At 63.9% G+C, this 23,543-nt stretch carries 27 protein-coding genes; 12 read left to right on the forward strand and 15 right to left on the reverse strand.

Translation table 11 applies throughout. From position 1 onward, the window contains the following. The first annotated feature begins 82 nt into the window (after nucleotides 1-82). From V1294_RS05620 to V1294_RS05630, 3 genes are read left to right on the forward strand one after another with little or no spacing between them, the layout of a single operon-like run. Entirely contained in the window at nucleotides 83-1,126 is a 1,044-nt protein-coding gene (locus V1294_RS05620; RefSeq protein WP_334495699.1) for a FecCD family ABC transporter permease, read from the forward strand. After that, nucleotides 1,123-1,905 (forward strand): ABC transporter ATP-binding protein, encoded by a 783-nt coding sequence (locus V1294_RS05625; protein ID WP_334495702.1) that lies wholly within the window; start codon nucleotides 1,123-1,125, stop codon nucleotides 1,903-1,905. Before V1294_RS05620 ends, V1294_RS05625 begins: the two co-directional genes overlap by 4 nt. After that, nucleotides 1,905-2,756, forward strand: a complete 852-nt coding sequence (locus tag V1294_RS05630; protein WP_334495704.1) for an ABC transporter substrate-binding protein — start codon at nucleotides 1,905-1,907, stop codon at nucleotides 2,754-2,756. Before V1294_RS05625 ends, V1294_RS05630 begins: the two co-directional genes overlap by 1 nt. A gap of 118 nt (nucleotides 2,757-2,874) precedes the next feature. Here the strand turns inward: V1294_RS05630 and V1294_RS05635 are convergent, their stop codons facing one another. The 10 genes from V1294_RS05635 to soxC all read right to left on the reverse strand — a co-directional run bounded on the left by V1294_RS05635 (nucleotide 2,875) and on the right by soxC (nucleotide 10,826). Beyond that, on the reverse strand, nucleotides 2,875-3,915 hold the full coding sequence (locus V1294_RS05635) for an MBL fold metallo-hydrolase (protein ID WP_334488594.1): 1,041 nt from the start codon (nucleotides 3,913-3,915) through the stop codon (nucleotides 2,875-2,877). A 138-nt stretch (nucleotides 3,916-4,053) separates the two neighbouring features. After that, a complete protein-coding gene (locus V1294_RS05640; protein WP_442895318.1) occupies nucleotides 4,054-4,512 on the reverse strand; it encodes a DsrE family protein in 459 nt (152 codons plus the stop codon). After that, the gene (gene soxB, locus V1294_RS05645) at nucleotides 4,512-6,260 is read right to left on the reverse strand and encodes a thiosulfohydrolase SoxB (protein ID WP_334495706.1); all 1,749 of its coding nucleotides are present in this window, start codon (nucleotides 6,258-6,260) and stop codon (nucleotides 4,512-4,514) included. The genes V1294_RS05640 and soxB overlap by 1 nt, the downstream gene beginning before the upstream one ends. 84 nt (nucleotides 6,261-6,344) lie before the next feature. Next, entirely contained in the window at nucleotides 6,345-6,650 is a 306-nt protein-coding gene (locus tag V1294_RS05650; RefSeq protein WP_334490173.1) for a hypothetical protein, read from the reverse strand. 8 nt (nucleotides 6,651-6,658) lie between these two features. Continuing rightward, a complete protein-coding gene (soxA, locus tag V1294_RS05655) occupies nucleotides 6,659-7,525 on the reverse strand; it encodes a sulfur oxidation c-type cytochrome SoxA (protein ID WP_108519630.1) in 867 nt (288 codons plus the stop codon). After that, the gene (gene soxZ / locus V1294_RS05660; RefSeq protein ID WP_334488602.1) at nucleotides 7,522-7,833 is read right to left on the reverse strand and encodes a thiosulfate oxidation carrier complex protein SoxZ; all 312 of its coding nucleotides are present in this window, start codon (nucleotides 7,831-7,833) and stop codon (nucleotides 7,522-7,524) included. The genes soxA and soxZ overlap by 4 nt, the downstream gene beginning before the upstream one ends. 83 nt (nucleotides 7,834-7,916) lie before the next feature. Further along, entirely contained in the window at nucleotides 7,917-8,405 is a 489-nt protein-coding gene (gene soxY, locus V1294_RS05665; RefSeq protein ID WP_334495708.1) for a thiosulfate oxidation carrier protein SoxY, read from the reverse strand. A 60-nt stretch (nucleotides 8,406-8,465) separates the two neighbouring features. Beyond that, on the reverse strand, nucleotides 8,466-8,783 hold the full coding sequence (gene soxX / locus V1294_RS05670) for a sulfur oxidation c-type cytochrome SoxX (protein ID WP_442895426.1): 318 nt from the start codon (nucleotides 8,781-8,783) through the stop codon (nucleotides 8,466-8,468). An 80-nt stretch (nucleotides 8,784-8,863) separates the two neighbouring features. Next, nucleotides 8,864-9,535: a c-type cytochrome gene (locus tag V1294_RS05675; RefSeq protein WP_334488607.1), complete on the reverse strand. Its 672-nt coding sequence runs from the start codon at nucleotides 9,533-9,535 to the stop codon at nucleotides 8,864-8,866. Further along, complete coding sequence (gene soxC / locus V1294_RS05680; protein ID WP_442895319.1) at nucleotides 9,519-10,826, reverse strand: sulfite dehydrogenase; 1,308 nt, start codon at nucleotides 10,824-10,826, stop codon at nucleotides 9,519-9,521. Before soxC ends, V1294_RS05675 begins: the two co-directional genes overlap by 17 nt. Nucleotides 10,827-10,981: 155 nt before the next feature. Here soxC and V1294_RS05685 point away from each other — a divergent pair, with 155 nt between their 5' ends. Then, on the forward strand, nucleotides 10,982-11,347 hold the full coding sequence (locus V1294_RS05685; RefSeq protein WP_334495710.1) for an ArsR/SmtB family transcription factor: 366 nt from the start codon (nucleotides 10,982-10,984) through the stop codon (nucleotides 11,345-11,347). 51 nt (nucleotides 11,348-11,398) lie between these two features. After that, the gene (locus V1294_RS05690) at nucleotides 11,399-12,085 is read left to right on the forward strand and encodes a DUF938 domain-containing protein (protein WP_334488614.1); all 687 of its coding nucleotides are present in this window, start codon (nucleotides 11,399-11,401) and stop codon (nucleotides 12,083-12,085) included. Between the two features lie 15 nt (nucleotides 12,086-12,100). Here the strand turns inward: V1294_RS05690 and V1294_RS05695 are convergent, their stop codons facing one another. After that, nucleotides 12,101-12,970: a protein-L-isoaspartate O-methyltransferase family protein gene (locus tag V1294_RS05695; RefSeq protein WP_334495713.1), complete on the reverse strand. Its 870-nt coding sequence runs from the start codon at nucleotides 12,968-12,970 to the stop codon at nucleotides 12,101-12,103. 87 nt (nucleotides 12,971-13,057) lie between these two features. Here V1294_RS05695 and V1294_RS05700 point away from each other — a divergent pair, with 87 nt between their 5' ends. Continuing rightward, the gene (locus tag V1294_RS05700; protein ID WP_334488619.1) at nucleotides 13,058-13,552 is read left to right on the forward strand and encodes a type II toxin-antitoxin system HicB family antitoxin; all 495 of its coding nucleotides are present in this window, start codon (nucleotides 13,058-13,060) and stop codon (nucleotides 13,550-13,552) included. Between the two features lie 87 nt (nucleotides 13,553-13,639). On the opposite strand, the gene V1294_RS05705 is transcribed toward V1294_RS05700, so the two are convergent. Then, a complete protein-coding gene (locus V1294_RS05705) occupies nucleotides 13,640-15,706 on the reverse strand; it encodes a prolyl oligopeptidase family serine peptidase (protein ID WP_334495715.1) in 2,067 nt (688 codons plus the stop codon). A 216-nt stretch (nucleotides 15,707-15,922) separates the two neighbouring features. Here V1294_RS05705 and V1294_RS05710 point away from each other — a divergent pair, with 216 nt between their 5' ends. The 3 genes from V1294_RS05710 (at nucleotide 15,923) to V1294_RS05720 (ending at nucleotide 18,960) form a co-directional block, all read left to right on the forward strand. Further along, entirely contained in the window at nucleotides 15,923-17,170 is a 1,248-nt protein-coding gene (locus V1294_RS05710) for an MFS transporter (protein WP_334495717.1), read from the forward strand. Between the two features lie 26 nt (nucleotides 17,171-17,196). Then, the gene (locus V1294_RS05715) at nucleotides 17,197-17,559 is read left to right on the forward strand and encodes a nuclear transport factor 2 family protein (RefSeq protein WP_334495720.1); all 363 of its coding nucleotides are present in this window, start codon (nucleotides 17,197-17,199) and stop codon (nucleotides 17,557-17,559) included. 168 nt (nucleotides 17,560-17,727) lie between these two features. Beyond that, complete coding sequence (locus tag V1294_RS05720; protein WP_334495721.1) at nucleotides 17,728-18,960, forward strand: MFS transporter; 1,233 nt, start codon at nucleotides 17,728-17,730, stop codon at nucleotides 18,958-18,960. Here V1294_RS05720 and V1294_RS05725 read toward each other — a convergent pair. Beyond that, on the reverse strand, nucleotides 18,952-19,407 hold the full coding sequence (locus V1294_RS05725) for a helix-turn-helix domain-containing protein (RefSeq protein WP_334495722.1): 456 nt from the start codon (nucleotides 19,405-19,407) through the stop codon (nucleotides 18,952-18,954). The genes V1294_RS05720 and V1294_RS05725 overlap by 9 nt on opposite strands. 74 nt (nucleotides 19,408-19,481) lie before the next feature. On the opposite strand from V1294_RS05725, the gene V1294_RS05730 reads away from it, so the two are divergent. Further along, nucleotides 19,482-20,357, forward strand: coding sequence for a class I SAM-dependent methyltransferase (locus V1294_RS05730; RefSeq protein WP_334495724.1), 876 nt, complete (start codon nucleotides 19,482-19,484; stop codon nucleotides 20,355-20,357). Then, nucleotides 20,350-20,862, forward strand: a complete 513-nt coding sequence (locus V1294_RS05735) for a DUF2938 domain-containing protein (RefSeq protein ID WP_334495725.1) — start codon at nucleotides 20,350-20,352, stop codon at nucleotides 20,860-20,862. Before V1294_RS05730 ends, V1294_RS05735 begins: the two co-directional genes overlap by 8 nt. 46 nt (nucleotides 20,863-20,908) lie before the next feature. Here V1294_RS05735 and V1294_RS05740 read toward each other — a convergent pair whose 3' ends face one another. Beyond that, nucleotides 20,909-21,403, reverse strand: a complete 495-nt coding sequence (locus tag V1294_RS05740; protein WP_334495728.1) for a VOC family protein — start codon at nucleotides 21,401-21,403, stop codon at nucleotides 20,909-20,911. Nucleotides 21,404-21,580: 177 nt separating this feature from the next. Next, complete coding sequence (locus tag V1294_RS05745) at nucleotides 21,581-22,126, reverse strand: carboxymuconolactone decarboxylase family protein (protein ID WP_334495729.1); 546 nt, start codon at nucleotides 22,124-22,126, stop codon at nucleotides 21,581-21,583. Between the two features lie 161 nt (nucleotides 22,127-22,287). Here V1294_RS05745 and V1294_RS05750 point away from each other — a divergent pair, with 161 nt between their 5' ends. Continuing rightward, the gene (locus V1294_RS05750) at nucleotides 22,288-23,472 is read left to right on the forward strand and encodes an acyl-CoA dehydrogenase family protein (protein ID WP_334495731.1); all 1,185 of its coding nucleotides are present in this window, start codon (nucleotides 22,288-22,290) and stop codon (nucleotides 23,470-23,472) included. Nucleotides 23,473-23,543: the final 71 nt, after the last annotated feature.

A 23,543-nucleotide genomic window follows, 5' to 3' on the forward strand; every position in this document is an offset into this window, starting at 1 on the left:
TATTTTTGCCGCATGAGCACTCCTGCCTGTTCTTTGCCTGCGCTCCTGTACCGGAGCGGGTAAACCTGCTTTAGGACGATCAATGAGTGTTGAGGCTGTAACCGTGACCAACGAGGATGCCGCGCGCCGGCGGATCGGCGCGACCGCGGCGCTTGCCGCCCTCGTTGGGCTGCTGGTGCTGATCTCGCTGGGTATTGGTCCGGTGCGGCTGTCGCCGCTTGCCGTGGCGGAAGCGCTGTTCGGCGGCGGCAGCGAGGTTTCGCAGGTGATCGTGCGGGAAATCCGCCTGCCGCGGACGCTCTTGGCGCTGGCGATCGGCGCCATCCTCGGGCTGTCAGGCGCATCGCTGCAGGGCCTGTTGCGCAATCCGCTGGCCTCGCCCGAGCTGTTCGGCGCGCCGCAATCGGCCGCCTTCGGCGCGGTGCTGGTGATCGCCTTGGGGCTGGCCGACGTGCGCTCCTACGCGCTGCCGGTCGCGGCGATCATCGCGGCGTTCGTTTCGGTGTTCGGGCTGCTGACCATCGCCGGGCGCAATGCCGGGCTGCTGATACTCATCCTCTCCGGCCTCGCGATTTCGAGCTTTGCGGGCGCGGCCACCGCGCTGGTGATGAACCTCTCCAGCAATCCCTTCGTGGTGCTGGAGATCGCGTTCTGGCTGCTTGGCTCGCTGGAGGATCGCAGTTTTCAGCATGTCATGCTGGCATTTCCCTTCATCATTGCCGGCGCGATCATGCTGTTCAGCCAGCGCCATGCCTTTCGCGCGCTGAGCCTGGGCGAGGAAACCGCGCAAAGCCTCGGCGTCGATGTCGGCCGCCTGCGGCTGTTCGTGATTTCGGGCGTGGCGCTCGGCGTCGGCGGCGCGGTCGCCGTCACCGGCACCATCGGCTTCATCGGGCTTGTCGCGCCGCATCTGATGCGGCCATTGATCGGCCACGATCCGGGACGGCTGTTGGTGCCGAGCGCGCTCGCAGGCTCGGCGCTGCTGCTGGCGGCGGATGTCGCGGTGCGCATCATCCCCTCGACATCGGACATCAAGGTCGGCGTGCTGACCTCGATCATCGGCGTGCCGTTCTTCCTCTATCTGATCATGCGCGAACGCCGCGCGCTCGGCGGAGGCGTCGCATGAGCGAGGTGGCGCTGCTGACCGCAAGGCGACTCGGCGTGCGGCTCGCCGGCCGCGTCGTGCTGAAAGACGTTTCGCTGGCGCTGTCGCCGGGACATCTGGTGGCGCTGGTCGGGCCGAACGGCGCCGGCAAGACCACGCTGTTGCGGGCGCTGGCGGGATTGATCCCGTCCGAAGGCGAGATCGAGATCGGCGGCGTCGCATTGGCTTCGCTGCCGCTGCGCGAGCGCGCAAAACGCTTTGGCTATCTGCCGCAGGGGCATGTGGTGCACTGGCCGCTGCCGGCGCGCGACATCGTGGCGCTCGGCCGCTATCCGCATGGCGCCACCGATCCGGCGCGGCTGTCGCCCAAAGATGCGGAGGCGGTGCTGCGCGCGATGCAGGCGGTGGACGTGATGGCGTTCAGCGATCGCCGCGTCACGGAATTGTCCGGCGGCGAGCGCAGCCGCGTCGCGTTGGCCCGCGCGCTGGCGGTGGAGGCACCGGTCATCCTGGCCGACGAGCCGACCGCCTCGCTCGACCCGCGGCACCAGATCGATGTCATGAAGAATTTGCGCGCGACCGCCGACAAGGGCGTGCTCGTCATTGTCGTGACGCATGATCTGGGATTGGCGGCGCGGTTTGCCGACCATGTGCTGGTGCTGCGCGAAGGCCGCCTGGTGTCGCAGGGCGGGCCGGCGGCGGCGCTGTCCGAGCAGGTGATGGCTGACGTGTTCAGGATCTCGGCCTATCGCGCGGAATTCCAGCGCGAGGCCGTGATCGTGCCGTGGGCGGATATCTGATGGGCCGATATCTGGTGCGATGGCGGCTTGCATTTCTGGTCACGGTGATGGCGCTTGCGTTGCCGGGCAGCACTGCGTTCGCAGCCAATCTGCCGCGCCTGGTGTCGATGAACGTCTGCACCGACCAATTGCTGCTGACGCTGGCCGACCCCGAGCAGATTCTGGGATTGAGCCGGTTTTCGCGGGACGGCTGGCAATCGCAGGCGGGCGACATCAGCCGCTATCCGGTTCTCTCCGGAGGAGCCGAGGACGTGCTGCTCATCAGGCCCGACATCGTCGTCGCCAGCGCGTTCGACAAGCGTTCGACGCGAGAGTTGTTGAAGGCCAAGGGGCTTCGTCTCGCCGAACTCGCCGTGCCGCGAACCCTCGACGAAGCGCGGCAGCAGATCCGCGAGGCTGGCGACATCACCGGTCATCCCGATCGCGCGGCGGCGGAAATCGCACGGCTTGATGCCGCGCTGGCGCGCGCCCGCCACGCGGTCTCGGAGCGCCATTACCGCGTGCTGCCGTTGTCGCGGCGCGGCTGGGTGGCGGGCAGCGACAGCTTTGTCGGTTCGCTGCTCAGCGAAATTGGCTTGCGCAGCGCAGCCGGCGATCTCGGCTTTGCCTTCGGCGGCTTTGCTTCGCTGGAAGCGATCGTGAACTTACGGCCGGACTTCATCGTGGTTTCGCAGGCCGGCGACACGGCGAGGGACGACGGCCAGGCGTTCCTGCTGCATCCGGCGCTGGAGCGCTTTTATCCACCGGAAAAGCGCATCGTGATTCCGGAGCGCATGACCGAGTGCGGCGGCGTGCTGCTGGCCGATGCGCTGGATGCGCTGACGGCAGAGGTGAAGCGGGTGGGAAATTAATTTCGTAGTTCGTAGTTTCGTAGGGTGGGCAAAGCGCAGCGTGCCCACCGTCCAGAGCGAATGTGTTGATGGATGGTGGGCACGGCGCAAGGGCGCCTTTGCCCACCCTACGGGCATCTCACCCCATCACCACCGGCCCGCCGACCTTCTTCCACGCATCGATACCGCCCTCGATATGCGCGGTGTTGGCGAGCCCCGCGTTCTTCGCGGCAGTCACCGCCATCGCAGAGCGTTCGCCGAAGGCGCAGAAGAACACCACGCGGCGGCCGGTGGCGGCGGCGACTTCGCGCAGCATGCCGCCGGGCTTGAGGCTCTCGGCGATGCCGGGATAGGGCGCATGCAGCGCGCCCGAGATCGTGCCGTGCTTGGCGCGCTCGCTGGTTTCGCGCAAATCCACCAGCAGGATGTCGGGCCGGCCGAGACGGTTGATCGCGTCGCGGGCAGAGAGCGCGAGCCCCTGCTTGGCGAGATCCTCCTGATGCAGGCCGACATGCATGTTGGCGGGCACCGCCACGTCCATCATCTTCGGGTTCGGCAGCTTCAGATTGGCCATCAGCTCGATATATTCGTCGACCGAGCGCACCTGAAGACGCGGATTGTAACGCCGCTCCTCGCCGATGGTGGAAACCGTGTCGCCCTTGTAGTCGTGGGCGGGGAATACCATGGTTTCATCCGGCAATTTCAGCAGCCGGTTGAAGATCGATTCGTATTGCGCGCGCGAAGAGCCGTTCTGAAAGTCGGTGCGGCCGGTGCCACGGATCAGAAGCGTATCGCCGGTGAAGACGCGGTCGCCCATCAAATAAGAGTAGGAATCGTCGGTGTGGCCGGGCGTGTACATGACGTCGAGGCTGAGACCCTCGATCATCACCTTGTCGCCGTCGGAAACCCGCATCGACACCACGTCGGCCTTGCTCTGCTCGCCCATGATGGTGATGCACTGGGTGCGGTCGCGCAGTTCGCCGAGGCCCGTGACGTGGTCGGCGTGCAGATGGGTGTCGACCGCCTTCACCAGCCGCAAATCCAGTTCGCGCAGCAGCTGGCAGTAGCGGTCGGCTTTCTCCAGCACGGGGTCGAGGATCAACGCCTCGCCGCCGGCGCGGCTGGCCAGCAGGTAGCTGTAGGTGCCCGAAACACTGTCGAAGAGCTGACGAAAGATCATGGCTACACGTCCGCGTTAATTCAGATCGGATCAGGGGCGGATGTAGCTCCAGCCCTGCTCCTACAATCCATCAATTGTACCACGGCCCACGGGGAGAGGTGATTTGTTTCGCTTCACTCGCAATCACGATGTCGGTGATCATGGCCGCACCAGCGTATATCCGTTTTCGGTCAGAAAAAGAATTTGCGCGACGCCGACCTGCACCGGCGTCGCTGCTGAAATGAACTCCGGCCGCTTGCCGGCTTCGCGTTCGATTGTATCAACCGTGTTGAGACAGATGTCGAAACGCGCACCCTGCGCCACCAGGCTCTCGACCATCTTGCGGTTGGGATTTTCCGGACGCAGCAGCTCGATACCGGGACCGAACGCCACGACCTCGATCGCGACCTTGTCGGGGTCGTAATGCTTCATCAAATTGCTGGCGACGCTGAGCACGAGCCTCTGCTTGCGCGGGTCGTTGTCGGAGAGTTGCAGCACGATTCTGTGCTCGGCGAACGGCTTGTCCTGCAGCGGCGCCTGCTGGGCGTGCGTCGCAGACGCGGCGGCTGCGATGAGAAGCGCCGCGGCCATGGTGCGCATGATGGTCGAAAAACCCATCATCCTTGTCCCGCAATGCCCGGATTGTCCTCGACGCCTTTCAGCGTGACGCCAGGCAGCGACCGGTTGGGCGGCTTGCCCGACCGCAGATGTTTGGCGACCACGTCCCAGATCGGCGCGCCGGTCTGCTCGTTGACCGAGGCCCACCCCGCCACCTTGTAGCGCTTGCCGGCTTCCAGCGCGTGGCCGTTGTCGAGCTTGAGTTCGGAAATACGCTTGCCCACGCTCTCGTTCGGACTGCAGGTGTAGGCGAGCCCGCCGACGCGCACCATGTCGCCGCCCTGCTGGTAATAGGGATCGGCGTTGAAGAGATTGTCGCAGATGTCTTCCAGCACGTCCTTGATCTGGCCGCCGGTCATGGTCTGGATGTAGGTCTCCGGATAGGTGACGGCGGTCTGCGCCATCACGTCCTCCATCGTCAGCGGCTGGCCTGCGAGCGCCGTAGTGCCCCAGCGAAAGCCCGGCGACAGCGCTATCTCGGCGTTCAGTTCGCCGAGCAGTGCGTCGCAGATCAGTTGATCCATGCTGCCGCTGAAATTGCCGCGGCGATAGAGCAGGCGGTCGGCGGCGGCGATCTTTTCATCCAGCGTCGCCGCATGCGGCGCGCGTATCTTGTCGATCAGCGCCTGCATCGCCGGATCGGGCTTCAGCAGTTCCGAAAACACCGGGAGCAGCCGGTATCGCACATTGCTGACCTTGCCCTTGCCGACCTCGAGATCGAGCACCGCCAGAAACTTGCCGTTCGAGCCGGCATTGGTGACGAGCGTGACGCCCGCCGGATTGGTCACGGCAATCGGCTGCGGCACGGCGTCGTGGGTATGGCCGCCGAGAATGACGTCGATGCCGGTGACGCGGCTGGCAAGCTTGAGGTCGACGTCCATGCCGTTATGCGAGAGCAGGATGACGGCATCGGCCTTGTCGGTGTTGCGATGGATATCGACGAGCTTTTGCAGCTCTTCATCGCGGATGCCGAATTTCCAGTCCGGCGTGAAACGCTTCGGGTGCGCGATCGGCACGTAGGGGAACGCCTGCCCGATCACGGCGATGCGATGCCCGCCGATCTCCTTGATGATGGACGGCTTGAAGACGCGTCCCGAGGCTGGATCGAACGCCTTGGCGTCGTTGAAGGCGGCTTCTTCCGTGAGAAAGACGTTCTGCGCCAGGAATTCGCCCTTGAAGCGTTCGAGGTTGGCGCGCAGCGCCTTTTCGCCATAGGTGAATTCCCAATGGCCGGTCATCGCCTCGATGCCGAGCAGGTTGGCGGCGTCGACCATGTCGGCGCCCTGCAGCGTGTTGGAAAGGCCGCTGCCCTGCCAGAGATCGCCGCCGTCGAGCAGCAACGCGCGCCCCGCGCCGGCCTCGCTGCGCATCCGGTCGACCAATGTCTTCAGATGCGCAAAACCGCCGAGCTTGCCGAATCTCCCGGCGGCCTTCTCGAACTCGATGCAGGTGAAAGCATAGGCGTCGGCACTGTCGGGCCGGATGCCGAAGCGATCGAGAAACGCCCTTCCGACCAGATGCGGCGGGTTGCCCCGCATCGGTCCGACGCCGAGGTTGACGCTCGGCTCGCGGAAGAACACCGGCCGAAGCTGCGCATGGGTATCGGTGATGTGCAGGATGCGCGCATTGCCGAAGCGCTCAAGATCGTAAACGCCCGCATTCTCGGCGCCGCGCGCCAGCCGTGGCAGGCTGCCGGACAGGGTGGCGGCGCCCGCTAGCGTCAGGAAATCGCGGCGGCGGATGGTCATGCGGGTCTCCGCGCGTCGTAAAGACTCTTAATTGTTGAGCATGATCTTGGCGGAAAACCGGTTTCCACTTTTCCGGATCATGCTCTAGCGAATTTCCATATCCTTCCAGCGGGTCTTCTCGCTGGTGGCCTGGAAGATCGAAGCCTTGGCCAGGGCCTCGGCTTCCTTGGCCGACGCCGTGGCCTTGTCGAAATCGCCGGCGTCCGCCGCCTTCTTCGCCGCCGTCAGCGTCGCCGCCGTGGTGGTCCATTGGTTGCGCAGTTTGCCGGCCTCCTTGTTGGCCGCTTCAGCCGCGGCGTAAGCCGCCTTGAAGTCGTCCTCGGAGCCTGCGGCGAGCGCGGACACCGCGCCCGCGGCAAGCAGTGCCAGAATCAACGCGGATTTCTGCATCACGTTCCTCATGGCCGCGCTCCCGGGCCTGAAATCGGCAGTCCGTTGCTGACATAGGACAGGTAGTATTCGACGTTGCGGTATTCATCATCCTGCGGGCTCAGCGGCACGCCGCGGATCTGGCTGTTGCAGGTGGTGAAGCGGCGGCTGGTGGTGCCCATGCCGCTCCATTCCGAACGGTAGATCGGCATCGCGTTGACGATGCCAAGCGCAGGCGCCAGGATTTCGGCGCGGATGCGCTCGCCCGGGCTCTGCACGTGGCAGGTGGCGCAGGAGAAGTTCAGCTGGCCGCGTCGCGTGTAGAAATATTCCTTGCCGTTCTCGTAGGCCGCGAGCGCGCGGGGATCGTTCGGGATCTTGATGTCCATCGGCTTGCCGCGCGAAGTGAAGGCCATATAGGCGGTCAGCGCTGCCATTTCGTCCTTCACATAGGAGTACGGCGGTTCGCCATTGGCCTCGCGGCAGCGGTTCAGTGCGAGCTCCAGCGTGATGACCTTACCTTCCTTCTCATCGAAGTAAGGATAGTTCTGGCGGATGCCGATGCCCTTGTTGGGGAAGCAATCTTCGTAGCTCTTGCCGTTCTTGAACGGCTTGGAGAACATTTCCTTGCCCATCTCGAGCGAGAATTCGTAAGGAGGGAATTGCTCCTTCTCCTGCCACTGCCGGTGCAGGTCCTCGTTCATCGAATAGGGGCCGTTGACGAAATCCTCGAACTTCACCTTGGGAAACTTGTCGGTGAAGAATTTCTGGAACGCCTTGGCGTCGGCGACCGGGTCGATCTTGTCTGCGGCATCAGAGGGCAGGCTGCCCGCAAGCGTGAGCGCTGCGAGTGCAAGCGCGGCGGACGCCAGATAGATCGCGGATCGCAGCTTCATTGGATCTTCGCCGTGGTGGTGTCGGTCGCGCCCTTGTTGTCGACCCAGCTGATCTTCAACTCGTCGCCCTTCTTGCCGCCCTTGAAGGCGAACTTGACGTAGGGATCCTTGGACACGCCACCGCCCCAGTCGGCGGTGAACACGTTCTTGCCTTCATACTCGAAAGTCAGTTGCTGGATGAAATGCGGCGGAATGATCTCGCCCTTGGCGTCCTTGACGAAGCCGGAATCCATCGGATGCTGGATCAGCGCCTGCACCTCGGTGGTCTCGCCGCTCGAAGTGGCGCGCACGCGAATGGTCGATGCCATCTGAATTCTCCTAGCCTGTTCCTTGGCGCATGATCTTGTCGAAAAACCGGTGTCTGGTTTCCCGGATCATGCGGCGCTGCCCGTTAGCCGCCGCAACCGCCGACGGTGACCTTGACTTCCTTGTTGGCGCTGTAGAGCTTGCCGCCGGCTTCCACGACCACGATCACGTTGCTGGTTCGCGCCATCTTGATGCGGTTGGCGACGTTTGGAAGCGTGCCGGCCGGAATCTTGTAGGACGCCACCAGTGCGACCGGATTTTCGCTGACCAGGAACGAGATTGAGGTCACGTCCGGCAGCGTCGTCGTCACCGATATCGGAACCACGGCGCCGTTCTCCGCGATTTCGGGCGCGTCCATCTTGACCTTGTCCGAAGGCTCCGCCGTCTTGCCGTAGAGCGCCTTGATCGCGTCGGCTTCGCTCTTGGCCTTGAACGCCTCTTCCGGATATTTGTCGTTGGCTGCGGCAAGCGCCGGTGTCAGGCCAAAGGGAAGATTACCGAGTCCGACGAGCGCGACTGCGCCTGCACCCTGCAGGATCAGCCGCCGCGTGGCCGAAAATCCGACGTCAGTCATGTCCATCGTCTCCTAAAGCGTGCGCGCGCACGTCACAGCCTTAAATCTCTTGGTCCTGCGTCACAACGTTTGCAGGAAATCAACGACCGCTTCGATTTCCTTTGGAGTCAGAATCCGGTTTCGTCCGAATGGCGGCATCACGGTCAGGGGATTGCGCTCGGTTTCATCGTGAACGATCGCGACGAGGTCTGCGCGATTGGGATACTTGCTCTTGATGTCGATCAGTTCCGGTCCGATCGTGCCTGGAAGGTTGCCGCCCTTGATGACGTGGCAGGTCAGGCAATTGCCCTTGCTACGATCGAAGGCGAGCTTCTGGCCTTCGGCCGCGGCGGACTGCGCATGCGCCGTGCCTGCCGACAGGAAAGCGCCGATCACCAGCGCCAGCGCCGGGAGCCTTAACGCCAGAAGTCTTGCGGATTCCGTCAGGGAATGATCGGTCACAGGCGTTTCCGTCGTTTCTATTTCGATTGCATCGTGTCGAGCGGCCCGGTCGTGCGTGGCGTCAGGTCTCTGCCTTCCGCCGTCGACGATAGCCTGACATCGGCGGCGTTGACGCAATTATTCATGCAGGGCTTGGCCATCGTATCGGGGCGCGGGTCGGTCCAGATGAAATTGTCGCGATTGCGCATTTTGACTTTCGGCAAGCTGTTGCGATCGGCAACGAATTCATTGGGAACGAGGTCGTTCAGGCTCAGAATATAGGCGGTCAAAGCATAAACGTCATCCGCTGACAATGTGTGCGGCGCGGACATCGGCATGGCGCGGTTAATATAGTCCCATAGGGTCGGGGCGAACGGCCAGTAGCTGCCGACCGTCGGCTCCGGGCGCTCGTCCCGGAGCGATCCGACGCCGCCCACCAGCTTGGGGAAGCGGCCTTCGCCTTCGCCGAAGGTTCCATGACAGGCGGCGCATTGTTCGGCATAGACGTCGGCGCCCCGGTCAACCGTGCCCTTGCCCGGCGGCAGGCCTGCGCCGTCCTCGCCGCGCACGTCGATGTCCCATCCGGCGATCTGCGCCGGGCTCGCCACGCGGCCGTAACCGAACGAGCCGGGCTCTGCCGCGCCGGCGAGGCCTCCAGCCGCCAGCAGGATGGCCACGATCACCAGGCAAATCTTACGCGAGCTGAACATTGAAGACGCTTCCGTCTGATTTAACCTGCCAGGTCTGGATTGAATTGTTGTGATAGACCGAGTTCGAGCCGCGCTGCCTTCGCAGCTCCGCAATCGTCGGCTGCACATAACCGGTCTCGTCGATGACGCGGGATGCGACCAGCGCCGGGCGGCCGTCCCAGCGCCAGGGCAGGGTGAATTTCGTCAGCGCCTTCGACAGCACCGGCTCATGCAGCCGCGCGGTCTGCCAGTTGACGCCGCCATCCATGGAAACGTCGACACGCCTGATCTTGCCGCTGCCGGTCCATGCCAGTCCCCTGATTTCATAGAGGCCGGGCCCATCGAGCGGCTTTTCCGGGCAGGGAAAGGTGATGACGGATTTGGCGTCGATCAGCCAGGTGAAGCCGCGCGAGGTGCCGTCCGGCATCAGGTCGGTGTATTTCGAGGTTTCCTCGCGGGAATGCCAGGGTTTGTCGCCGAGCTTGATCCGGCGCAGCCACTTGATGTTGACGTTGCCTTCCCAGCCCGGCACCACCAGCCGCAGCGGATAGCCCTGTTCGGGCCGCAGCGCCTCGCCGTTCTGCGCGTAGACCACGAGACAATCGTCGAGACATTTGTCGAGCGGCAGGCTGCGGTTCATATGCGCGCCATCGGCGCCTTCGACCATCGCCCACTTCGCTTCCTTTTTGACGCCGACCTCTTCCAGCAGCGTCGACAGTCTTACGCCGGTCCATTCGGCGCAACTGACCATGCCGTGGCTGAACTGCAGCGAGTTCATCTGCGCGGCGCGCCAGTTCATGCCGCCATTGGCCGGGCATTCGATGAAATGGATGCGCGTGATCTGCGGGAAGCGCAGGATGTCCTTCATGGTGAGCAGCAGCGGGCGCTCGACCAGCCCGTGGATCATCAGTTTGTGCTGCGCCGGATCGATGTCGGGCCGTCCCGCATGGTGGCGCTCGAAGAACAATCCATTGGGTGTGATGATGCCGTGCAGGTCCTGCAGCGGCGAAAAGCTTACGGACGATTCCGCGCTGGCGGTGAGCCAGGGAACGTTGCGCCGGATGACGGAGGCTTCGGTATCCGCAGGCCGGCCATAGGGCCGATCGACCACGCCAGCGCCGATCGATTGCGACCACGGAGCGTCCGCGGGAGGAGACGCCTGCGCGGGGTCGGCCGTGGCGGGTTTGCTGCCGAGGGCGAGGCTGCCGGCCAGCGCTGCGCCGAGGCCAAGAACGCGGCGTCGCCCCAAAGGCGCGTCCGCGCCGGCAAGATCGGAGAGAACAGCCTTGCTGCGTAACGGGTCAGGCCGCACGTTTTCTTCCCCTCGCGGCCGCATCGCCGCATCATTTCTTGCTTTTTTGAACCGGTATCGACATTTGCTAATTTAGTCAATGCTAAATAAAGGCTCGGACGTTAGTATGTCATGTGTGCTTCGCAGGCACGGAAAACCATCCTGGATTGGACGCGATGAGAGCAACCGCGGCGACAGCCCAAGAGCCACAATCGGCCCCCGGCGCCGACGATGCGGCGGCGCTGAAGCAACTGGCGAAGCAGGCCGGCGAAGCTACCCAACTCCTGAAAATGCTCGCCAACGAAAAGCGCTTGCTGATCCTCTGCTTTCTCGCCGTGCGCGGCGAGATGACGGTCGGGGAACTGGTCGGCATCGTCAAGCTGAGCCAGTCCGCATTGTCGCAACATTTGGCGAAATTGCGCGCCGACGGCCTGGTCGAATTCCGGCGGACGTCGCAGACGCTGCACTATCGCGTGGCCGATGAGCGTGCTTTGCGCCTGCTGCAGGTGCTGAAGGAAATGTATTGCGGCGAATTGAAGTGACGCGCCGCATCCACATGTTCAGGACCACGGCGATTTTTGCGCGAGGCTGACATGGCGGAATATGTGGTGGAATTCGGCAAGGATGGACGGCCGGTCGAACCCGACGGCCGGCTCGATGCGGCGGCGTTTCATCGCAACCATGCGCCGATCTGGGCGGTGCTGCAAAAATTCCTCGCCGGCAAATCTGGTGACGTGCTGGAGGCTGGCAGCGGCACCGGCCAGCATGTCGTGCACTTTGCAAAACATACTCCTGATATCATTTGGTGGCCGAGCGATCTCAACGAGCGGCACCTGAAGAGTATCGAAGCGTGGCGCGCTTATGCCGGCATGCCGAACATCCGTCCGCCGCTGCGGATCGATCTCACCGATCCCGCATGGTCTTCGGCCATGCAAGACGGCGGCGGTCCGGCGGAATTGCTGGCGGTGTTCTGCGCCAATGTGATCCACATCGCTCCATGGCGCGTCGCCGAGGGCCTGTTCGCCGGCGTGGGGCGATATCTGCGCGCTGACGGCCGGTTGTTTCTTTACGGTCCTTTCAAGCGCGACGGCAAGCACACCGCGATGAGCAACGCCGTGTTCGACACCAGCCTGCGCGAGCAGGATGCCGAATGGGGCGTGCGCGACATCGCCGATCTCGAGAAGCTTGCGGCGGCAGCGGGTCTTGCCCTGATCGAAACCGTGCCAATGCCCGCCAACAACCTGATCTTGGTCTACGGGCGATCGGCCGCATCGGCGTAGCGTCCTCTGCGCACCTCAGTGATAGGCGAGGCACCACTCTGATCCGCGAAGCCAGCAGCGCTCGTCAGGAACGTCCTGGTCCCGGTACAGTCGTGTGACCTTTTGCCAGCCGCCACGGGCGAAGGCTTCAGCAAGCGCTCGTTCGGACGCCTCGTCGCGGCCGCCGGCGCAGGGGAATATCGCAACTGGCGAAATCCATTGTGCCAGATAGTTCGCGGCTCTTCGCTCAATTCGGAACACTGCGCCGGCGCTCGCCAAGCGCTCCGGCGCAATGCCGCCAAATCCCAGATCCGACGTCATCGGCATGATCAGGCGGCCGCCATCGGCAAGGCCATCGAGCCAGCGTGCCGCTGGCTGGGTGCAGCCGGCATTGACATAGATGACATCGGCGGGATCGAACGGCACCTGTGTGCCGTCGCCTTCAATCACCGCGACATTCGCGTAGGGCGCCAGGCTGGCTCTGGCGCGCGCGGCAAGGCTTCCATCATATTCGATTCCCGTTACCCGCCCTGACGGCCCGACGAGATGCGCGAGGATGGCAGTGTAATAGCCCGTACCTGTTCCAACATGCACCACGTGCCCGCCGACCGCGGGTAGGGCCTGATGGATGAGATGGGCGTGCAACGACGGTTGCCCGTTGTTGACGCCACGCTCGGGCACGAGCGCGACCAGATCGTCGGTATAGAGATAGACGGGGTCGGCGTCGGGTGTCGACACATAGTCGCGCATCCATCGTCGCACCAGCCACGGACCTGGGCCGAGAAAATCCTCGCGGGGGATGACAGCAAACGCTTGGGCAAGGCGCGCATCGTCGACGCTTGCGGCGGCAAGTACCTGCTTGGCGTATGCGGCACGAACGATGCGGAGTTCGGCTTGCGCGTCCATTTTGCTCTCCATCCCGGCCCATGCTATTGTGTGATTTGACACACCGATAAGTGTGTTAAATAGCATACTCATCGTAAGGAGGCCAGATTGAAAAAGCGGCTCTATCCGGCCGTGCTGGAGCGCGGTCCGCGCGGTGCGCTCGGCGCATGGTTTCCCGATTTTCCGGGCTGCGTGGCCGGCGGGCGGTCGCAGGAGGAGGCGATCGAGAAAGCGGAGGGTGCGCTGGCGCGAGCGGTGGACGGCATGGCAGAGCAGGGCAGGCCGCTGCCGGCGCCGACGCCGATCGCGCAGATCGCGTTGCCCAAGGGCGCCGACGTCGTCGCCTATTTCATTGTCGGGGTCGATCCGCCCGATCCGTCCGAGCGGGTGAACGTCTATTTGCCGAAGAGCCTGATTACGCGGATCGACAAGCGCGCCACGGAGCTTGGCATGAGCCGCTCCAGCTTCTTCGGCTTCGCAGCTACGATCGCGCTTGATTGGAATCCGGGTTTCCCGCACGCCGGCGCAGCGGATCCTCGCTCAAAGGTCCACAAGACCGGTGCGGTGCGAGCCCAAAGGAGACCAGGCAAGAGGCGGCCGTGAAGGCGCGTTTTCGCGTGGCGTAATCTGCTGGCCGCGCGCGAGAGCGGCTGCGGTGCGCTGGCCCGCGCTTCGGCCCAAAGCGAAACACTACGTGGCGTTATCCGCCCAGCCGATCTTGTTTCTCAGGAATGTGTAGCCGAGTGCGATGAACCCGGCGCGTTCGCGGTTGTCCTTGCCGTAGCCGTGACCGCCCGCCGCCGGCTCGTAGAAATGGGCTTCGTATCCCATCGCTTGCAGCTTGGCCGCCATCTTGCGGGCGTGGCCGGGATGCACGCGGTCGTCGCGGCGCGTGGTGGCGATCAGGATCGGCGGGTAGTTCTGGCCCGGTGTTGCCGTGTGATAGGCGGAATAGGTTTTCAGCCACTCCCACTCTTCGGGCTTGTCGGGATCGCCATATTCCGCGATCCAGCTCGCGCCCGCGAGCAGCTTGGTGTAGCGGCGCATGTCGATCAGGGGAATCGTGCAGAACAGCGCGCCGAATCTTTCGGGGTAGCGCACCAGCACGTTGGTGATCAGGATGCCGCCGTTCGATCCGCCTTCGGCGGCAATTCGATTGGCGCGCGTCACGCCGCGCTTGACGAGGTCGGCGGCAACAGCCGCGAAATCATCATGCGCCAGCCGCTTTCCGGCGTAACGGCCGGCATCGTGCCAGCGCGTACCGAACTCGCCGCCGCCGCGGATATTGGCCTGCACCGTGGTGCCGCCGCGCTCCAGCCAGAGCTTGCCGAGCGCGGAGTTGTAATATGGTTTCACCGCAACGCCGAAGCCGCCATAGGCGCTCATATAGAGCGGTGCATCGCCGGTCTCGGCGGCGGGGCCGGTCTGCACATAGGGAATGCGCTCGCCGTCCACCGAAATCGCCTCATGGCGGGTGACGATAAGTCCGTCGGCGGCAAAGGTCTTCGGCGCCCGCTTCAATACAGCGGGGCTGGCTGTGCCCTCGATCAGCATCAGCGAAGGCGGCGTCACGGGATCCTGCACATTGGCGAGCAGGTCGCCGTTGCTCTCGGCTTCGTGACGGTCGAGACGCCAGACATCGACCACACCGATTTCGGGAAGGCCGCGCAGTTCCTCGCCCGCCCAGCCGCTTGCCGACGGCGTGCAGATTTCGAACACCGGGCGCAATTCGTCGAGAACAGACAAGATAAGTTTGCCGGCCGTCCAGAAAAAGCCTTGTAGCGCCCGCCGTGGCTCCGGCTCGAAAACGACGGTGAAGTTTCGCTCGCCGGCCAGAAAGGCCGAGAGCGAGATGCCAAGCACGCTGTCGGGCGCATAGCTCTTGCCCCCGACCGTCCAGGCACCGCGCAATTTCACGGCCAGCCAGTCCTGATGCGCTTCCATCCAGATGTCGGTCGGCAGGTCGAGCTTTGTGCGCGGACCGGCCTCGGTCCCGAGCCAGAGATTAAGATTGAAGAAGTCGATCCGATCGATGAACCACATCCGCTGCGTTGGCCCGGTGTCGTCAACGCTGCAGTACGCGGCCATCCGGTCGGCCGGCACTTCGAACAGTACCGGCGCTCTTTCCACGGGCTCGCCGCGGCGCCACAGCCGGACCGTTCTCGCATAGCCGGAATTTGTCGCCATGCCCTCGCCCAGGGCGCTCGAAAGCAGCAATGTGTCGGCGTCGACCCATTCGACTCCGCTCTTGGCTTCCGGCAGGGTGAATCCGTTTGCGACGAAAGCTTTGGCATCCAGATCGAATTCCCGCAGCGTTACCGCGTCACTGCCTCCCCGCGAAAGGGCTGTTATCACGCGTGAGTTGCCCGGCAGCGGCTGCGTCCAGCTGAGCAGCCAATCCTTGCCTTCTTCAGTGGCGAGGCGGTCGATGTCCAGCAGCGTCTCCCAGACCGGCTCCACGTTGCGAAAATCTGCAAGCGTCGTGCGCCGCCAGAGGCCGCGCGGATTTTTGGCATCCTTCCAGAGATTGTAGACGAGCGCGCCCTGGCGCGTGACATAGGGAATGTTGTCGGTGCGATCATAGATCGCCGCAAGGGCATCGCGATCAGTCTCGAATGGTCGGCCGCCGAAGGTTTCCAGCGTCAGCCGGCTTTGCCGGTCGACGAAATCAAGCGCGCGTTCGCCCTCGACTTCCTCGAGCCAGAGATAGGGATCATCGTCGGGCGCGGCGATGGTCGGCCTGTCGTCGATTGGCATGGCTTGAACTCCAGGAAATGCCGGTCGCTTGTACCGCAATAGGGCATGATCGGGCGACCCTCGATGTAGGCTGTTGCCGGTGTGCTGTCCAATGCGCGCGCTTCGCATAGCGCGCGCCCGTTTGCGCCGGTTGATCGCGTCGCCCAGCGTCTTCATAGTGCCCGCAAATGAATCGATAAGGCTCCTCCCCGGGGCCCTGCCGGGGCGGAATTGCCGATGTTGGATACCACCACAGCTACCGAAGAGATCGCCAATGACGCGCGTGCGCGCGGCAACGTGCTGCGGCTTGCCGCGGCGCAGGCGCTGACCGGCGCCAATTCGGCGGTCATTTTCGCCACCGGCTCGATCGTCGGCGCGACGCTGGCGCCGAGCATCTCGTTCGCCACCGTGCCGCTCTCGATGTATGTGCTGGGGCTCGCCGCCGGCACGCTGCCGACCGGCGCGATCTCGCGCACCTATGGCCGCCGCATGGCTTTCATCATCGGCACGTTCTGCGGCGTGCTGACCGGCGCGCTCGCCGCCATCGCTGTCCTGTATGCCTCGTTCTGGCTGTTCTGCGGCGCGACGTTTCTCGGCGGTCTCTACGGCGCGGTCGCGCAGTCCTATCGTTTTGCCGCCGCCGACGGCGCCAGCACAGCGTTCCGGCCCAAGGCCATGTCGTGGGTGATGGCGGGCGGCGTGTTCGCCGGCGTGCTCGGTCCGCAACTCGTGCAGTGGACCATGGATATCTGGCCGCCTTATCTGTTTGCGTTCAGCTTCGTGGTGCAGGCCTTCGTCGCGCTGGTGGCGATGGCGGTGCTGTGGGGCGTCGATGCGCCGAAGCCCGCGCCGGCGGATATGCACGGCGGCCGGCCGCTGTTCGAGATCGCGCGGCAGCCGCGCTTCATTGCAGCCGCGCTATGCGGGGTGATTGCGTACCCCATGATGAATCTGGTGATGACATCGGCGCCGCTCGCCATGAAGATGTGCGGATTGACCGTCAGCGATTCCAATTTCGGCATTCAGTGGCACATCGTGGCGATGTACGGGCCGAGCTTCTTCACGGGCTCGCTGATCGCACGTTTCGGCGCGCCGAAAATCGTTGCGCTCGGTCTGCTGCTGGAGGCGGCCGCGGCGGGAATCGGCCTTGCCGGCATCACCGCGATGCACTTTTGGGCGACGCTGATCGTGCTCGGGGTGGGTTGGAACTTCGCCTTTATCGGCGCGTCGGCGCTGGTGCTGGAAACGCATCGGCCGCAGGAACGCAACAAGGTGCAGGCCTTCAACGATTTCCTGGTGTTCGGAATGATGGCGCTGGGCTCGTTCTCGTCCGGCCAGTTGCTGGCGCATTACGGCTGGTCGATGGTAAACATGGTGGTGTTCCCGCCGGTGCTGCTCGGCCTTGCGGTGCTGTCTCTGGCCTCGCTCGCCAAGCGTCGGGCGAGGCTGCAGGCGGTCAACGAAATTCTTGATCCGAGTATTTGATTACTGCCGAAGCTGGAGGAGGCCCCATGCCGACGCGCGCCCGTCTCGATGAGTTCATTGCAGCCGTCGTCTCCGGCGACCACGCCGGAGCGATCGAGCGTTTCTACACGGAAGATGCCAGCATGCAGGAGAACGCGGCGCCGCCGCGGGTCGGTCGCGACGTCCTGGTCGCGCATGAGCGCGCGGTGCTGGAGCGCGTCAAGAGCGTGACGTCGACTTGCGTTGCCTCGGTCGTCGAGGGCGATCGCGTCGCGATCAACTGGGTTTTCGAGTTCGTTTATCATTCCGGCAAGATCGGCAAATTCGACGAAGTCGCGCTGCAGGAATGGCGCGGCGACAGAGTCTTTCGCGAGCGGTTTTTCTACGATCCGTCGAAGCCGGCGACATAGCTTTTTGTTTGACGCGAACCGGGAACCACTTCGCTCGAAAACGCTATAGCTGCCACCTGCTGACAGTTCGGTGTCCGTCGAATTGATGGCCCTTGCAGCCTTGTTTGCTGTTGCCGACATGTGCCGGGCAAGCACGGAAATGACGCGACAGCAACGAAGAGGCCTCTATTGGACGCTCTCAACTACACCCCTCGCGACGAAACCTCGATCCGCTACGACGGCTGGCGCATCGTCGTCGTCTGTTTCCTGCTGGCGACCTTCGGCTGGGCGTTCGGCTTCTATGGCCAGAGCGTCTATGTCGCCGAGTTGCAGCAGTTGCACGGCTGGCCGGCGTCGCTGATCTCGTCGGGTACGACGTTCTTCTATCTGTCGGGCGCGGCGCTGGTCGCCTTTGTCAGCGAGGCGATCAAGGGGTTCGGCCCCCGGAATTGCATGATCGCGGGCATCTGCACCATGGCTTTGGCCGCGATCTCGATCGGCCAGGTACGCGAGCCCTGGCAGCTCTATCTCGCCAACGCCGTGCTCGCCTTCGGCTGGGCCGGCACCAGCCTCGGCATGATCACCAACACGCTCGGCCTCTGGTTCGACAAAAAGCGCGGCATGGCGATCAGCCTGGCGCTGAACGGCGCGAGCTTTGGCGGCATTGTCGGTGTGCCCTTGATGGTCATGGCGATCGGCTATTTCGGCTTCGCCGGCGCGATGACCGCCTCGGCCGCGGTGATGGTTATCGTGATGATTCCGGTGATCCTGCTGGCCGTCGGACGGCCGCCGGCTCATTCGGGCGCGGGCGCGATCGACGCTGCCGACGCGCCGTCGCCGACGCAAATTCGCGCACGGGCGTTTCGCGATGTCGGCTTCCTCTCGGTGTCGGCGGCGTTCGCGCTGGTGCTGTTCGCGCAGGTCGGCTTCATCGTGCATCTGATCGCGTTTCTGGATTCTGTGATCGGGCGGCAGCAGGCGGCAATTGCGATGGCGCTGTTGACGGCGATGGCCGTGGTCGGCCGCGTGCTGTTTTCCTTCGTGATCGACCGGATGAACCAGCGGCTGGCGTCCTCGCTCTCCTTTGTCAGCCAGGCGGTCGCGCTCGTCATCGTCATCAACGTGCATCATGATTACGCGCTGATCGCAGCCTGCGCGCTGTTCGGGTTTTCGGTCGGCAATCTGATCACGCTGCCGGCGCTGATCGTGCAGCGCGAATTCGACCCGCGTTCGTTCGGCGTGCTGGTCAGTTTGATCACGGCGATCAACCAGATCACCTACGCGTTCGGCCCCGGCGCGGTCGGCCTGCTGCGCGATCTCTCGGGAAGCTATACGCTGCCGTTCTACGGCTGCATCGCGGTGGAGCTGACGGCGGCCGTGCTGGTCATGATTCGCGGGCGCCACGCAAAGACCTCATCCTGAGGAGCGGCGCTTAAGGCGCGTCTCGAAGGATGGCTCCCGCGTCCTTCGGCCTATTGCGCCGGAGGCGGCGGCTCGCAGCATGCGGCGGAAAGTGGGGCATTCCATGTGGGTCCGCGCGGGGCAGGCAGCGGCGTGACGCAGGCCGTCGCGCATGGCGCTTAGCCTGCGGATATTTCTGTCAATTTCGTCCGCCTTGGCCGCAAGCATCCGCCGCTCGATGCGTGGCCGTCCGTCCGGCGCGAACATCAGCGCGATCTCGTCGAGCGAAAACCCGGCGGCGCGCCCGAGCGCGATCAGCGCGAGCTGTTCCAGCACCCCGGCATCGAACAGACGGCGCAGACCCCGCCTGCCGATGGAGGCGATCAGCCCCTTCTCCTCATAGTACCGCAGCGTCGATGCAGGAACGCCGGACCGCTGTGCCACCTCAGCTATGTCCATATATTTCATCTCTTGACCTCAAGTCGACTTGAACTGGCAGAGTGCAGCCTTCGGCGTCTCAAGGCAAGAAAAAGGAGACCATCATGGATACCGCCCATCAGACCGATGTCGAGCAGACGGCGCTTTGGAACGGCCCGGCTGGACGCGCGTGGGTCGAGACGCAGGATCTGCTCGATCAGATGTTCAAACCGTTCGAGAATCTTCTCCTCGGAACGGCTCCCGCCGGACCCGCAGGTTGCGTGCTCGACGTCGGTTGCGGCACGGGCGGCACGACGCTCGCCATCGCGCGGGCGCTCGGAGGCAAGGGCCAGTGCGTCGGCGTCGACATTTCAGAGCCTATGATTGCGGCTGCCCGGATTCGCGCCGAACGGCAAAGCGCGCCGGCAAGCTTCATCCGCGCCGACGCGCAGCGCCACTCGTTCGAACCAGCAAGCTTCGACCTGATTACTTCGCGCCTTGGCGTGATGTTCTTCGACGATCCTGTCCGGGCGTTTGCGAACTTGCGGCGTGCCGCAAAGGATGGCGCCGAACTCCGGTTCATCGCCTGGCGCAGTGCTGCGGAAAATCCGTTCATGACCACAGCCGAGCGCGCCGCGGCACCACTGCTGCCAAACCTTCCCGCCCGCCGGCCGGACGCGCCGGGGCAATTCGCCTTCGCGGACCGGCACCGGGTCTGCACCATCCTCGAGGAGAGCGGCTGGACCGATATCGATATTCGGCCGATCGATGTTGACTGCACGCTGCCCGAGAAGGAGTTGGTCCGTTACCTGACCCGGCTCGGCCCTGTGGGCCTGATCCTTCAGGAGACGGACGACCAGACCCGCGCGCAAGTCATCGAAACGGTTCGCCCCGCCTTTGATTCCTACGTGCGCGGAACGGACGTCCGGTTTACCGCCGCCTGCTGGATGGTCGGTGCCCGAGCGCCGTCAGTTGCATCGAGGGTCACCGCGCGTGGCTGAGGCGGCGGACTATCTCGCGTGCATTGTTCTGATCGGGATCGGCGCGACGGCGGTGATGGACTTGTGGTCCATCGCCCGAAAATGGCTGTTCGGCGTTCCTGCGCTGGACTATGCCTTGGTCGGTCGATGGCTCGGCCATCTGGCGCGTGGGCGCCTTCGTCATGATCGGATTGCTGCTTCGCCGCCAGTGTGGGGTGAGCGCCTGATCGGGTGGACCGCGCATTATCTGATCGGTATCGCGTTCGCGGCCGTGCTGCTGGCGATCTGGGGTCTCGACTGGGTTCGCCACCCGACGATCGGCCCCGCACTGATCGTCGGAATTGGCAGCGTGGCGGCGCCCTTTCTGTTGATGCAGCCGGGAATGGGCGCCGGCATTGCGGCCAGCCGCACGCCGCGTCCCGTTGCCGCCCGGCTCCACAGCCTGACGACGCACGGAATTTTCGGCGTTGGCCTCTTTGCAGCCGGCTGGCTTACAAGTCTGTTGAACGCGTTTCTACAGCGCTAACAACACAAGGCGCGGTTCGCTCGCTCGAGTTACGATGAATACGTGGCTACGTTTCCCGCTGCCGCAGCAAATCCTCTAGATCCAGCCGTTTCGTGAACATCGCGAGCGAGCCGTCCGGCGCGCGAGGCCAGTCCTCCTGCGGCCGGTCGCGGTAGAGCTCGACGCCGTTCTGGTCGGGATCGCGCAAATACAGCGCCTCGCTGACGCCGTGGTCGCTGGCGCCGTCAAGTTCGATGCCGGCCTGGATCACGCGATACAGTGCATCCGCCAGCGCCGGGCGGGTGGGATAGAGAATGGCGGTGTGAAACAGCCCGGTGGTGCCCGGCGGCGGCGGATGGCCGCCTTTGCTTTCCCAGGTGTTGAGCCCGATGTGATGGTGATAGCCACCCGCCGAAATGAACGCCGCGCTGGCGCCCATCCGCTGCATCACCTCGAAGCCGAGCACGCCGCAATAGAAGCCGAGCGCACGCTCGAGATCGGCGACCTTGAGATGAACATGCCCGATCCGGGTGCCGGCAATAATGGGTGGGTTTTGGGGCATGGTTTCTCCGCTTGTCGTTCTGAACCTCGCCCCGCTTGCGGGGAGAGGTCGGATTTTACGCGAAGCGGAAAATCCGGGTGAGGGGGTACAGGTCTATCGTCGGGTCACAATTCGCGGAGGGAGCCCCTCACCCCGACCCTCTCCCCGCGAAGAGCGGGGAGAGGGGGAGGAGAGAGCTCACGCAAGATCCGATATCTCGCCTTCCGGCAGTCCGAACTCAAACGTGTTCAGCGTCATCGACACCATCGTGTAATAGCCGCACAGCCCGATCACTTCCACAATCCCGCGTTCGGTGAGCACCTTAACGGCCTCATCGTACAGCGCCTGTGACACGCCGTGGCCTTCATGCAGCGATTTCGCGACGTCGTAGATCATCCGGCCCTTGGGGTCGTCGAACACAGGCGTGCGGCGGTCGCGGATATCCTCGATGATCTTCGGGTCCATGCCGCCCTTCAGCGCCAGCCGCTTATGCGCATACCATTCGTAATGCGAGGTCCAGTGCCGCGCGGTGACGAGAATCGCGATCTCGGAAAGCTTTGCGGGAAAGATCGTGTTGAAACGGAGTTGTTCGCCGAGCCGCGTGGCGTGTCGCGCCATGTCCGGGCTGTTGAGCCAGGCCATCATCGGCGCCGGCGGGGCGCCGCGCTTGCCGGATACCGCTTCGTCGTAGGTTTCTTTTTGTTCGGCGCTCATTTCGCCAGGCGAAAGCAACTTCAACCGCATGCCCGTTTCCTCTTGTTTTTCAATCGGTACGGCTTTGCGCATACACCCGATCGGGCATCATGACCACCGTCGGCGCGGCATGGGCTGACGTCAGACATATATTGAATTCCGCAACGCGAGGGCTAAGGTCGATGCAAATATTCCACATGGAAACGCCTGATATGTCCGATCTGGAAACATTCCGCCGTGAAACCCGCGCCTGGCTGGAGGCCAATTGCCCGCCGGAGATGCGCCGTCCGATGACCTCGGAGAACGACACCTATTGGGGCGGGCGTAACGCAAAGTTCTCGTCCGAGCCGCAGCGCGTCTGGTTCGAGCGGATGCGCGACAAGGGCTGGACCGTGCCGGACTGGCCGAAGGAATATGGTGGCGGAGGGCTCGATCGCGCCGAGCACAAGGTGCTGCGCGAGGAGATGGCGGCGATGGGCGCCCGCTCCCCGCTGTCGAGTTTTGGTATCTGGATGCTCGGACCGGCGCTGTTGAAGTACGGCAATGAGGCGCAGAAGAAGGAGTATCTGCCAAAGATCGCTGCTGGCCTGATCCGCTGGTGCCAGGGCTATTCCGAGCCGAACGCCGGATCGGACCTCGCCTCGCTGCAGACCCGCGCCGAGAGCGACGGCGACGATTACATCATCAATGGCCAGAAGATCTGGACGTCATACGCCAACTACGCCGACTGGATTTTCTGCCTGGTGCGGACCGATCCCGCGGCGAAGAAGCATGACGGCATCAGTTTTATCCTGTTCGACATGGCCTCAAAGGGTGTTTCGACAAAACCCATTCTCCTGATCTCAGGTTATTCGCCGTTCTGCGAAACCTTCTTCGACAATGTGCGCGTGCCGAAGTCGCATGTGGTGGGCGCCGTCAACCGCGGCTGGGATGTCGCGAAATATCTGCTGCAGCATGAACGCGCGATGATTTCGGGGATGGGCGAGCGCGGCGTCGGCCGGCCGCTCGGCCAGGTCGCCGCCGATTCCGTCGGCACCGACGAGCAGGGCCGGCTGGAAGACGCGATGCTGCGCAGCCAGATCTCGACCTTCGAAATCGACGAGGCGGCACTTAGCGCAGCGGCCGAACGCGCGGTCGATCTGGCGAAAGCCGGGCAGTCGCATCCGGCGTTTTCCTCGGCGATGAAGTATTACGGCACCGAGCTCAACAAGCGCCGCCACGAAATCCTGATGTCGGCGGGCGGCATCGATGCGCTGGAATGGGAAAGCGAACGCTCCAGAGGCGGCGCCCGTCCGCGCGCCTGGCTGCGCACCAAGGCCAACTCGATCGAAGGCGGCACCTCCGAGGTGATGCTCGGCATCGTCGCCAAGCGCATCCTCGATCTGCCGGGGGCGTGAGCCCAACCCTCTCGTCGTCCCTGCGAAAGCAGGGACCCATAACCACCGCTGTTAAGGGTTGATTGTGACGC

This window comes from Bradyrhizobium sp. AZCC 1678 (assembly GCF_036924765.1).
Taxonomy (GTDB): domain Bacteria; phylum Pseudomonadota; class Alphaproteobacteria; order Rhizobiales; family Xanthobacteraceae; genus Bradyrhizobium; species Bradyrhizobium algeriense.

Bases quoted from the DNA above. Each gene is read 5' to 3' on its own strand.
- V1294_RS05725 (WP_334495722.1), bottom strand. From the start codon at position 19,407: ATGAAATATATGGACATAGCTGAGGTGGCACAGCGGTCCGGCGTTCCT.
- V1294_RS05635 (WP_334488594.1), bottom strand. From the start codon at position 3,915: ATGATCTTTCGTCAGCTCTTCGACAGTGTTTCGGGCACCTACAGCTAC.
- V1294_RS05620 (WP_334495699.1), top strand. From the start codon at position 83: ATGAGTGTTGAGGCTGTAACCGTGACCAACGAGGATGCCGCGCGCCGG.
- V1294_RS05650 (WP_334490173.1), bottom strand. From the start codon at position 6,650: ATGCAGAAATCCGCGTTGATTCTGGCACTGCTTGCCGCGGGCGCGGTG.
- soxA (WP_108519630.1), bottom strand. From the start codon at position 7,525: ATGAAGCTGCGATCCGCGATCTATCTGGCGTCCGCCGCGCTTGCACTC.
- V1294_RS05640 (WP_442895318.1), bottom strand. From the start codon at position 4,512: ATGGGTTTTTCGACCATCATGCGCACCATGGCCGCGGCGCTTCTCATC.
- V1294_RS05625 (WP_334495702.1), top strand. From the start codon at position 1,123: ATGAGCGAGGTGGCGCTGCTGACCGCAAGGCGACTCGGCGTGCGGCTC.
- V1294_RS05710 (WP_334495717.1), top strand. From the start codon at position 15,923: ATGTTGGATACCACCACAGCTACCGAAGAGATCGCCAATGACGCGCGT.
- V1294_RS05740 (WP_334495728.1), bottom strand. From the start codon at position 21,403: ATGCCCCAAAACCCACCCATTATTGCCGGCACCCGGATCGGGCATGTT.
- soxZ (WP_334488602.1), bottom strand. From the start codon at position 7,833: ATGGCATCGACCATTCGCGTGCGCGCCACTTCGAGCGGCGAGACCACC.
- V1294_RS05685 (WP_334495710.1), top strand. From the start codon at position 10,982: ATGAGAGCAACCGCGGCGACAGCCCAAGAGCCACAATCGGCCCCCGGC.
- V1294_RS05695 (WP_334495713.1), bottom strand. From the start codon at position 12,970: ATGGACGCGCAAGCCGAACTCCGCATCGTTCGTGCCGCATACGCCAAG.
- soxY (WP_334495708.1), bottom strand. From the start codon at position 8,405: ATGACTGACGTCGGATTTTCGGCCACGCGGCGGCTGATCCTGCAGGGT.
- V1294_RS05675 (WP_334488607.1), bottom strand. From the start codon at position 9,535: ATGTTCAGCTCGCGTAAGATTTGCCTGGTGATCGTGGCCATCCTGCTG.
- V1294_RS05630 (WP_334495704.1), top strand. From the start codon at position 1,905: ATGGGCCGATATCTGGTGCGATGGCGGCTTGCATTTCTGGTCACGGTG.
- V1294_RS05690 (WP_334488614.1), top strand. From the start codon at position 11,399: ATGGCGGAATATGTGGTGGAATTCGGCAAGGATGGACGGCCGGTCGAA.
- soxB (WP_334495706.1), bottom strand. From the start codon at position 6,260: ATGACCATCCGCCGCCGCGATTTCCTGACGCTAGCGGGCGCCGCCACC.
- V1294_RS05715 (WP_334495720.1), top strand. From the start codon at position 17,197: ATGCCGACGCGCGCCCGTCTCGATGAGTTCATTGCAGCCGTCGTCTCC.
- V1294_RS05705 (WP_334495715.1), bottom strand. From the start codon at position 15,706: ATGCCAATCGACGACAGGCCGACCATCGCCGCGCCCGACGATGATCCC.
- V1294_RS05730 (WP_334495724.1), top strand. From the start codon at position 19,482: ATGGATACCGCCCATCAGACCGATGTCGAGCAGACGGCGCTTTGGAAC.
- V1294_RS05745 (WP_334495729.1), bottom strand. From the start codon at position 22,126: ATGCGGTTGAAGTTGCTTTCGCCTGGCGAAATGAGCGCCGAACAAAAA.
- V1294_RS05750 (WP_334495731.1), top strand. From the start codon at position 22,288: ATGTCCGATCTGGAAACATTCCGCCGTGAAACCCGCGCCTGGCTGGAG.